Origin of the sequence: Helicobacter pullorum NCTC 12824 (assembly GCF_017979475.1) — a bacterium.
GTDB lineage: Bacteria > Campylobacterota > Campylobacteria > Campylobacterales > Helicobacteraceae > Helicobacter_D > Helicobacter_D pullorum.
Map to the genome: position 1 here is coordinate 20870 of NZ_JAERIT010000015.1, position 9562 is coordinate 30431.

9 protein-coding genes are annotated in these 9562 nt (G+C 31.6%); 6 read left to right on the forward strand and 3 right to left on the reverse strand.

What is annotated here, in order from left to right:
• Positions 1-11: 11 nt before the first annotated feature.
• From JJQ98_RS08420 to JJQ98_RS08430, 3 genes are read left to right on the forward strand one after another with little or no spacing between them, the layout of a single operon-like run.
• Positions 12-1193, forward strand: a complete 1182-nt coding sequence (locus JJQ98_RS08420) for a hypothetical protein (protein WP_065838167.1) — start codon at positions 12-14, stop codon at positions 1191-1193.
• Positions 1178-3307, forward strand: a complete 2130-nt coding sequence (traN, locus tag JJQ98_RS08425; protein WP_151105186.1) for a conjugal transfer protein TraN — start codon at positions 1178-1180, stop codon at positions 3305-3307. The genes JJQ98_RS08420 and traN overlap by 16 nt, the downstream gene beginning before the upstream one ends.
• A 16-nt stretch (positions 3308-3323) precedes the next feature.
• Positions 3324-6146, forward strand: a complete 2823-nt coding sequence (locus JJQ98_RS08430; RefSeq protein WP_170252225.1) for a conjugal transfer protein TraG N-terminal domain-containing protein — start codon at positions 3324-3326, stop codon at positions 6144-6146.
• 12 nt (positions 6147-6158) lie between these two features.
• On the opposite strand, the gene JJQ98_RS08435 is transcribed toward JJQ98_RS08430, so the two are convergent.
• On the reverse strand, positions 6159-6509 hold the full coding sequence (locus JJQ98_RS08435) for a hypothetical protein (protein WP_151105188.1): 351 nt from the start codon (positions 6507-6509) through the stop codon (positions 6159-6161).
• Between the two features lie 198 nt (positions 6510-6707).
• On the opposite strand from JJQ98_RS08435, the gene JJQ98_RS08440 reads away from it, so the two are divergent.
• The 3 genes from JJQ98_RS08440 to JJQ98_RS08450 are packed head-to-tail and all read left to right on the forward strand — an operon-like array spanning position 6708 to position 8066.
• On the forward strand, positions 6708-7142 hold the full coding sequence (locus JJQ98_RS08440) for a hypothetical protein (RefSeq protein ID WP_210670815.1): 435 nt from the start codon (positions 6708-6710) through the stop codon (positions 7140-7142).
• Complete coding sequence (locus JJQ98_RS08445; RefSeq protein WP_134043754.1) at positions 7139-7645, forward strand: hypothetical protein; 507 nt, start codon at positions 7139-7141, stop codon at positions 7643-7645. The genes JJQ98_RS08440 and JJQ98_RS08445 overlap by 4 nt, the downstream gene beginning before the upstream one ends.
• Positions 7626-8066: a protein-export chaperone SecB gene (locus tag JJQ98_RS08450; protein ID WP_065837496.1), complete on the forward strand. Its 441-nt coding sequence runs from the start codon at positions 7626-7628 to the stop codon at positions 8064-8066. The genes JJQ98_RS08445 and JJQ98_RS08450 overlap by 20 nt, the downstream gene beginning before the upstream one ends.
• Positions 8067-8197: 131 nt before the next feature.
• Here JJQ98_RS08450 and JJQ98_RS08455 read toward each other — a convergent pair whose 3' ends face one another.
• The gene (locus JJQ98_RS08455) at positions 8198-8788 is read right to left on the reverse strand and encodes a hypothetical protein (protein WP_151105189.1); all 591 of its coding nucleotides are present in this window, start codon (positions 8786-8788) and stop codon (positions 8198-8200) included.
• 12 nt (positions 8789-8800) lie between these two features.
• Positions 8801-9562 (reverse strand): hypothetical protein (locus JJQ98_RS08460; protein WP_210670816.1); only part of this gene is annotated, 762 nt, incomplete at its 5' end.

Consider the following 9562-nt stretch of genomic DNA (forward strand, 5'->3'; position numbering starts at 1 on the left):
AGGATACAATAATGAATATATTAAGATTTATTTTAATTTCGGTGGTTTGCTCTAGTTTTCTTTATGCAAATGACAACTTAAAAGAGGGTAATAGTGTAGGTAATAGCTTACTAAATTATTTTAGGGGGAATATGGATTTAACTATTAATTCCCCTATCTCTAATGGCAGTCAATTGCAAACAGTCGATGGCACTCAAAGTGGCAATGCTAATATTTCTTGTAGTGGAGAAAATAGTAAAATAGAATATATGGAAATTGAGTATGCAAGTAGCGTTAGTGGAATTAATATCACTATTTCCATAGATAAAAATTATGATGGCACTAAAGAGAGTAAATATAATTTTAGTGGTGTTACAGGAATTTGTGCTAGTGGGTTTGTTAAAAATAATCCACTCTTAGGCTTAAGCTATTACCAATGGGAAGTTAATAATGGAAATGTTACTACTAAAGAAATTTTTAATAGTGAAAGTATCTCTTGTTATGATATTACTAAAGGTGGAATTTCAACCTCTCAAAAACAAAGAATTTTACAAGATATAGGAGGAGGCATTTCCTCTTATTTTACTTCTAGCGAGCAATTTATTATTAGTGGAGCTACTTATAAAAACAGCTCTTTAGTTTATTATGGTGAGACTTATAATAATTGTAGTAATGCTGGAAGCATTAATGTTACAAGAGATTCTGACTTAGCCTCTATGACGCAAAGTGAAGCTTCCTCTCAAAGTTTAAATGAAAATAGCGTATATAGTGTTTTTGAAAAAGGAAGTGATAATATGACTAAATTAGACAAAGAAACACAAAGTGCTATTTCAGGAACACAAGCAAATGTTGAAGACTCTTTGAAATATAATCAAAATAATTTCTCTTATAGCTATACAAATGGTGGAGAAAAGGTAAATAATTCCTATCAAGCAGAGAATGTCAAAATACAATATTGTGAGGTTTTAACTCAAAAAATAGATACTTCTATCTTTAGTGATGGAACTACTAGAGGAGAAAGCACCGATAGTAATGTAACTTTAGTAGGAGAGATTAGAGAATGCACAAATAACTATACAATTTGTCCTGTTGATACTACAAAAGGAGAAAGCATAAAGCATAATTGTGGCTCTATTGATAATTTTGAAGAAGCAATAGGTATTTTAAGTGGAGTTGAAGAAGCAGTAGGAGATATGGTATGCACAACAAAATAAAAACTTTTTTGGGAACAAGTTTGCTAGGTGTCTTATTTGCAACACAAGCCTATGGGATTAATTGCAATGATTTCACTGAATTTAAAAGCTATGGGGGGCATTATTATGCAACTACAATTAAACGAATGAGTTTTGATACTGCAAAAGCCTTTGCACAAAAAAATGGAGGCTATCTAGCCATTCCTGAAACTTCAGGTGAGAATGATTTTATCGCTTCTATTATCCCTAATGGTAGATATGCTTGGATTGGCGTTTATGATCCAAACTATACACAAAACCATTGTTTAGAGAATAAAGGTTGTTCTTATGACGCTTCAAGATTTAGAAATATTAAAACAAATGGTGCAGTTGCCTTTTCTAAGTGGGCTACAAGACAGCCTGATAATCTTTTAAAGAATAATGATGTTATTAATGGAAAAGAGGTTGTTTCTCCACTTGGGGAACATTGGGTGGCAATGGCATTTGATAGTGGAGAATGGGCTGATTTTGGAAATCACGCTGGAGATGAAATCCCTAAAAAAGAATATGCTGTGATAGAATTTGAAAGTCAGCCTATTTGCCACTCTATTCCTGAAACTGATATTGATGATACCCTAAATATAGTAGGACAATGCAATTCTTGGACAAGCAATGATCCAAATTATAGTATTGATGAGAGTAAAGGAATGCAAAGTTTTACTTGTTTGAATGATATTAATGGGGAACTTTTTTGTCCTATTGGCTTAACTGAATGTAAAGTAGATACTTCTGATAAAGTAGAGGGCAGTTCAAAGAAAGTCGAAGCTAAAATTTATATGCAAAGACAATTTATAGATATTTCTTTTTATCGTAATGTTGGATACGAAGCCGCCGAGTTTGTGGATTTAAAATTTATCATTAATGATTTAAGCAAAATAGATACTTTTAAGGCTATTTCTTTAGGTGCAGATGATTGGGTGGTAATGTATAAGCCTAATCAATTTATTAATACTGCCTATGAAAGAGATACACAAGGTCTTATTTATGTTCCTTGGAATCCAAATGGGAATTATTATGAACTTAGTCGATGGACTTCTGCTTCTTCTACTGCTTTAAATAAAATAGAAATGTTGCCTTATTTAAAAGAAGGAGAAAATTTTGTTAGATTGTTTTTTAGAACAGTTGGAACAGGAGGTTGGGGAGCTACTTTAAGATTAATTGGTGAGGGTATTTCTTGTGAAAATAATATTCAAGGTAGCGGTTTTACTTGCAATAGTGGAGATTATTATGACCATTATAGCTATTATGAATATACTTGTCCTGCTAATTATACACCTATTGAGCAAGGTGGAAATTGTAATCCATCAAGCATTAAAGATTTAATAGATACTAATAATGATGGAGTAGGGGACGCTTGCCCTAATAATCCTAGCACTCCACCTGCTCTAAATTGTCAAGCTTCTACAAAAGTTTGTCCCTATAATAAAGAGAGGGGTTGTGTGGAATATGATGGAAAACTTCAATGCTCTCCACATCCTTGCTTTGTAAATAGTAATGGTGGAGATCCTATTATTGAAGTCTCAGGGAATCCAACAGGGGTTAATGATGCCGATAATAATGGGTGGAATGAAGATGGGAGTTGTAGTGGAGAGATTTTAATCTTTAATGGTAAGGATAATCGTTGTAGAAGTGGTGATAAACTATTAGGATTAACAGGGGGCGGTTGTTGTGATAAAGATAAAGTATTCTTAGGGCTTATTTCTTGCAAAGAAAGTGAAAAGAATTTAGCTAAACAAAATGAACAAAAGAAGTGTCACGAGGTTGGAGAATATTGCTCTAAAAAAATTAATCTAGGTTTTTCTAAGATTTGCATTCAAAATAGTAAGTCTTATTGTTGTTTTAATAGCTTACTTGGGCGTATCTTTCAAGAGCAGGGCAGACAACAGCTTGGTATTGGTTGGGGCAGTGGAGATTCACCAAATTGTAGAGGATTTACGCCTGAACAATTCCAAAAACTAGATTTTAGCAGGATTAATCTGCAAGAGTTTATTGATACGCTAACAATTCAAGTTGATGATTCCTTTGCACAAAGACAATCCCAAAAAATCAAAGATAAAATCAATGCAAATCTCAATGCTACAACAGGCAAAAATTAAAGAAGGAGGATCGTTAGTGAAAAAATTTCTTTTATTATTTATATTTTTTGGCGTAATAGCCTTTGGTGCTACTAATGTTCCTAATACACACCTGATTTATACTTGGGGTTATGCGAGTTTAATGAATGAAACATTGCAAGCATTAAGAGGGCTTTTGCAAGATTCAGGCAAAATTTTATTTTCAATTTCTGCTCTTATAGGACTTGCAGTTTATATTTTTAGGTCCTCTTATAATGATAAACTTAATCCTCTCTTTGAAATTGGTAAATTTTTTGTTGTTGCCTTAGTGATAGCGTTTTTATTCTTTAGAACCTCAAATGATTCTACACATAGATTTATGGTGTTTGATGAAGTAACTACTGAGGTTTATATGGTTGATGGAATTCCTCTTGGTGTAGGTGCTACACTGTCTTTCTTTAGTCGTTTAGAAAGGGGTATTTTAATGGCTATGGAAAAGCATTATAGCACACCTGATTCACTCTCAATGAGGAATGCAGGAGTAGGGTTTTCCACAAAAGCCATTATGAATCTTTCTTATTTTAGAAACTCTAATAGTGATTATGTTTTAAAATATAATATGGATAACTATATAGGGATTTGCTATAACTATAATGTAAGGTATGATCCTAATGTCAAACAAATAGAATATTCAGATAATCTTTATAGAGATCTTATACAGGGACAAGCTCTTGTATTAACTAGAGGACTTATTGCACCTGTAATGGATGAAAATAGAAATATTGAAGTTTCAAATTGTGAGGTATTATCTAAAACAATACAGGAACAATTTTCAAAACTTGCCGATTCTAATGTAAAAAGCTATTTAAAGATGTTAAATCCAAGTCAAGCAAATCAAGCAAATGTTGAAGCAAGTGCCACTGCCTTATCTTCTATTTATCGGTCTAATTGGAATGGAAGTAGAGATATGTTACAGCAATTTATGCTCATTAATTTTATGCGAGATGGTATTAGAAATATGGAAAAAATGTATGATCTTGGGGCTGGAACTTTATCTACTCCACATTCAATAGCACATTACAATCTTTTTAACCAAATGCAACAACAAGGCTTTTTAGCACAAACATATTTGCCTTTAATCAAAGTTTATCTCTCAATGATTGCAGCGAGTATTTCTTGGATTATTGCCCTTTTAACTGTTGCTCTTGGAACTGCTAAATGGCTTAAAATGTATTTTATTCTATTCTTGTGGTTAATTATTTGGACTCCTATGATTTCATTAATTAATTATTTCAATGATCTTAATTTAATGTCTGTCTTTTCTGCTATGAAAGATACAGGTTTAGGAATGGCTATGACTTTTGCAGGGAATACAGACTTTTTTATGAAAGTTATAGAAAATGCCAATGTTTTAAATTATTTGGTTATGGGAACTGCATTGTTAAGTTTTGCAATTGCAACAGCTTCAGGAATGGGATTTGTTTCTTTTGCTTCACAACTTACACAAGGATTGCAAGGTTCTGCTAGAACAGCTTCCACATTCCAACAACAACAAGCTACTGCCACAGAAGCTAAAATGGCTATTGGAGAGGAAGTGTATGTTAGTCAGCCTGCAATGAATATGGTAAATTCTGCTTCTTGGAATAATGGGGTAAGCTCTATGAATAGTTTTACATTTGGCAAGGGGGGTATGCAAACCAATGCGGATTATAATATTGGAGAGGGTGCTTTAACATTTAGAATGGGAAATGATGGAAATGTTATCTCCGCAAATTCTAGTGTAGTGGGTATGAATGCTATGAAATCACACATAACTCAAAGTGCAGAAAACATTAGTAATGATATAGGAAGTAATCTAGCTACACAAAATACAGAACAGGTTAATGCTTCTTATCAAAAAGCACTCAATGCTTCAAATCAGACAGGAGCAGGAACAGCTAATGAAATCGGACATCAAGCTATTGAGGATTTGCAAAAACAAGGCGTCATCACTAAAGAACAAGCAGATCAAATTCAATTATCAGGTGGTTTATTAAAATATGTAGGCTTTGGTGCAAGCACAAGCGATACAGATAGGGCAAGCGATTCTCTCTCTAAAGCAGAACAAGATAGAATATCAGAGGCATATAAACTCGCTTTTACTAAAAATGCTTTACTTAATGATAGTGTTTCTAATGCAATGTCAGAAAGTGTAAATCACACTGATTCTAATGCACTTCAAGAGTCTATGAATATGTCTAAAAATTATCAACAAACAATGCAAAGGGCAGATAATCTAAATGTAAATACCCTTAAAGATGAATTGCAAAATGGGGCTAGAGAAATGTTTGGAGCAGAAACTTGGGATAACGCTAATATTCACCAAAGGGGAGAAATGGTGAAAGAATTTGGAACAAGGTTGATTCAAGGAGATTTAGCAGGAACACATATTACAGCACAAGATGCTGGAGTTAATGAGAATGTTACAGCATACTATAATCTAAATGGTAAAGCTAATGTTTCTGGCTTTTATAATTCACATCAAGGTGATGTTAGAAGTCAAGATAATGTTAATATTGGAAGTGTAGCTAGTGATGAGAAAATACAAAAGTTAGATGAAAATATATATCATCACAATACGAATAAAAATGATGAATATGATAAAAAAAGAATGAGTTTAGAAGCGGAGACAGGTGTGGGTAATTTGGGAAAAGTCTCAGCAAATGTAGATGGGGCTATTGAAACTGTAAAGGAAGTAGCAAGTAATTTCCCAAAAGTCACTTTGGGAACTTATGTAATGAGTGAATTTGCTAGAAATGTGGCTATTGATGGTGAGAAAGATAAAAATGCTTTTTTGGATAATTCTTCAGAAACAAAAGAGATTTTAAATTTAAAGTATTAATTTGATAATAGATTAAACATTGGATGATTTTTTATATCCCTGTTTTCTTTTTTCTATTTCTTTTCTATTTTCTTCTCTTTTTCTTAGCTCCAAGTTTTCTTTTTGGAGCTTTACAAGTTCCTGTAAAAGTTTATTGTTATCCTCTGCTTGTTTATTTAATTGCTTATTAAGGTTTGAGATTCTGCTACCAATTTCAATTTCAGGAAAAAATAATAACTTAAAAAAACTACCTTCATTTTTTTTCATCCTTCTAGTTGCTAATTTAGGATATGTTCTGAGTGCATTTTTTTTTAAAATCCCAAAAATGAGTAATGCTAACACGATAATACCAACGCCATAAATAATTAACTTAATATTTTCCATAGTTTTTCTCCCTCATTAATATATTTTCTTTATTTATTGAGAAAATTATATTTAAATATTACTTAATGTTAATTAAAGTTAATTAGATTTTAATATAAAATGTGGTAATAAAGTAGTTTTTACAATGATTTTGCAAATTTTAAGCTAAAGCAATTCTATATTTTGTTAAAATTTTTTAAAAATAAAGAAGTTTGTGTAATGGGACTTATAAAAAAGGGTGAAAGGAATCTTGAAATTGCTAAAATATTGGACACTCAAGAATTCCTTAAAATGTCTAATCTCCAAAAAGAACATTTATGTTCAACTATTATCAATCGACTGTATTATGGTGTATATTTGATTGGAAAAGGGAAGTTATTGCAAAAAGATTCGACTTTAAAAGAGGAGGACTTCTTGGGGCACGGAACATTAAATCAAATAAATAATCAAAACCTTAACCCAAATTCAAAGCATTTATGGATAAGATTAATGCAATATTATCCAAAAGCAATCTGTGTTCGAGGAGTTAAATTAAGAGAAATAAGAGAGATGTATGATTATCGTTCCGATGATATGAATAAAGCATTACAGGATTTGCAATCTGCCAAGAATATTGCTCAAGACTTAGCCAAACAATTAAAGGAGTTACAATGAAGCATATTAACGATTTGATACAACCACAAAAATACATTAGTGATTTGCCACAACAAGCTCAAAAAGAATTAGAATATTACTTTGAAGCTTTATTGTCAATAGACAATAATATTGTATTTGAATTATATGAAAGTCCTAGTTTATACACTATTTACTTAGATGATAAAGTATATGATGGGCTAGAAAAGAAGCTTGAAAAAATACTAGAAAGAGATTGCAAATTAGAAAAGTTTGTTCTTTATGCACCTGAGCGATTTAGATTTTCTTATGAAGAAAAGATTGAAGTTCCAAACTTCGCTATTAATGTTGAAGAAAATTTTAATGATTTTATTTATAAAAGAAAAGAAGTTGATTCTTTAAAGGACAATAGGAACAATATGACATATTTTGATTTTTACTTTTCTAATCACGATATAGAATGTGTCAATCAATCCAACAAATTAACCCTAGCAAAATATTCAATGGTTGATAAAGGAGTATCCTATGAGTATAAAATCGCATAACACTTTTAAGATAAAAACCATTCAACTTAAAAAGTTTGACTTTGAGCAAACAGGAAAATTGGTAGCTGATAAAAAGAAAGAGATAAATCTAGAACAAAAAATAGGAGCTATTGCAAAACAAGAAACCACAAATATTTATATCATTCAACTGAATGCAAATATATTCTTTAAGCAAAATGAGCAAGATTTGTTCTTTATTAAAGCTATTATCATTGGAGCAATCGAAGTAGGCAAAGATTTTGAAGAAAAATCACTAAATAATATGGTTGCTATAATGTTTTCTTACTTGCGTCCTATGGTGGCACAAATGACTGCTATGGCAAAGCTTCCGCCACTTGACTTACCGCCTGTAAGTTTTGAGGAATTTGAGGTAAAAGTGGAAAGGAGAGAGCCTAAGACAAAGAGTGCAAATAAAAAGTGATTGGCTTTTAAAAATATTTAGAATTGGATTTATTTGGCAACATATCAATATCTTTTTTGTATTAGCAAATTTAAAGACTTAGAAAGCACTCTTAATTATTTTATAACCATCTTGATAGCCTTATTTGCTACTCATCGGTTAATTCTACCTATCCAACGAATCACATTGCCTTTAGAATCTATTTCTATTTCTAAGTCTTTGTATTTATTATAGAATCTAGGGGCTAAGACTTTTTCAAAGTATTCATCGCCTTTGGGGGTTATAGTTGCATTGATATTATATTTACTCCATTTGTTTGGTGTATCCCAAGAAGCATTGCAAAAATCCTCTGCCCTAAATCTTTCTTTGCAAATAAAATTATCACTAAAATATATCCACGCTTGGCATTTATCCTCTTTGTAATGCGATAATGTGGGTTGTGTTGGCTCATCAATAATATAAAAATCTATCTTATCATTTAAAAACAATTCTGTTAGTGTGGCAATGTATATATCTTGGTATTTTTTCGTATAGAGATTAAACATCATATAAATCTCTGAATATTCATAGAACATAGAAAGCTCACATAATATATCGTATTCTATAATCTCCATTATATCGATTTTATCAATATCTGTGTGCGTTATAAAAATATCAAGATAGGATTGTATATAGGAGTCAAGAGTAGTATCCCATTGTGGAAATATACTATCCCCTATATCTTCTAAAACTTTAAATTGCATAATACTTCCTTATTAGTTATCAATATGAATCTTATAGTCTTTTCCATTAATTTTGGTATCTATGGTGGGTGTATTACCACTTTTTTTACTTGAATAATTCCTTAAGCTTATTTCAGTGCCATCGTCCAATGTCCTGACAATTCTTGTTCCTTTTTCATTAGTTTCAATACGCTCATTTTTAAAATTTCGGGTTAGTTTTTCCCACAATCTCATAAGCTCATCTTTGCTATTGACAAGATAAATTCTAGTTCTTGGCTTGCCCTTTGGATTTAAAGCCTTCCTAAGTCCATTAATTATCCCCAACACCTCCTGCCTACTCAAAGACTTTGGTTTAGGTTTTGCTATCCTCACATCTTTCTTATTCTTATCTTTATTGATAATGTTCTCTATTTTGTTGGCTATTGTTTTAGCTCTATCAACTATCTTTTCAGCTTTAAATACTTTTGCCATTGGTAATATAGTGATAGTATCTATTAAGGCATCTTTATACTCACCAGCAGTGAGGTTATCATAAGCAGATTCCATAGAGCTTAAGGGTGAGAGTTCGTATAAAATATCTTTTGCTTGGTGTAATAGGTCATTAAGTTCATCATCGTTATTTATGTCTTTGAGATTATCATTCTCATCAAATACTATCTCTATATACTCCCCACTGCCATCCTCTGTTTCTATTCTAATAACATTATCAGGTATATCATCTCCCCCCTCTACCTCTTCTCTTTCTTCTATAACATCTCCACTTAACACCTTAAACTTACAAACATTAGTATTGCT

What these genes read in the sequence shown, in the direction of transcription:
- traN (WP_151105186.1), top strand. Translation starts at nt 1,178, where the DNA reads ATGCACAACAAAATAAAAACTTTTTTGGGAACAAGTTTGCTAGGTGTC.
- JJQ98_RS08420 (WP_065838167.1), top strand. Translation starts at nt 12, where the DNA reads ATGAATATATTAAGATTTATTTTAATTTCGGTGGTTTGCTCTAGTTTT.
- JJQ98_RS08455 (WP_151105189.1), bottom strand. Translation starts at nt 8,788, where the DNA reads ATGCAATTTAAAGTTTTAGAAGATATAGGGGATAGTATATTTCCACAA.
- JJQ98_RS08445 (WP_134043754.1), top strand. Translation starts at nt 7,139, where the DNA reads ATGAAGCATATTAACGATTTGATACAACCACAAAAATACATTAGTGAT.
- JJQ98_RS08450 (WP_065837496.1), top strand. Translation starts at nt 7,626, where the DNA reads ATGAGTATAAAATCGCATAACACTTTTAAGATAAAAACCATTCAACTT.
- JJQ98_RS08440 (WP_210670815.1), top strand. Translation starts at nt 6,708, where the DNA reads ATGGGACTTATAAAAAAGGGTGAAAGGAATCTTGAAATTGCTAAAATA.
- JJQ98_RS08435 (WP_151105188.1), bottom strand. Translation starts at nt 6,509, where the DNA reads ATGGAAAATATTAAGTTAATTATTTATGGCGTTGGTATTATCGTGTTA.